Consider the following 261-nt stretch of genomic DNA (forward strand, 5'->3'; position numbering starts at 1 on the left):
CGGCCCGCTTCGCCCTTGCATAGGCGGCGTCGGCGTCCTCGACGGCGATGTAGAACGACTTGCCCCCGCCACCGCTTGGACCGCCGACCAACCTGCCGTAATCGTCGTCGCGCGCCGTACCCAGCATGAACATCGAGGATCCGAAGGTCAGCTCCGCGTGGAGGTCGATTTCGCCCTCGCCATAGAGGGCGCGTAGCACGAAGCCGAAGGCTTCGCACAGCCAGTCGAACACCCTGGCGGCGTATCTGTAGCGCAGGGCGG

The 261-nt window shown here is 66.7% G+C and carries 1 pseudogene; it reads right to left on the reverse strand.

Annotated elements, in window-relative coordinates:
- Positions 1–261 (reverse strand): annotated as a pseudogene (locus KVT37_RS32340) (glyoxalase); the annotation flags it as partial.

This window comes from Mesorhizobium sp. GbtcB19 (assembly GCF_019091085.1).
In the GTDB taxonomy this organism is placed as follows: domain Bacteria; phylum Pseudomonadota; class Alphaproteobacteria; order Rhizobiales; family Rhizobiaceae; genus Mesorhizobium.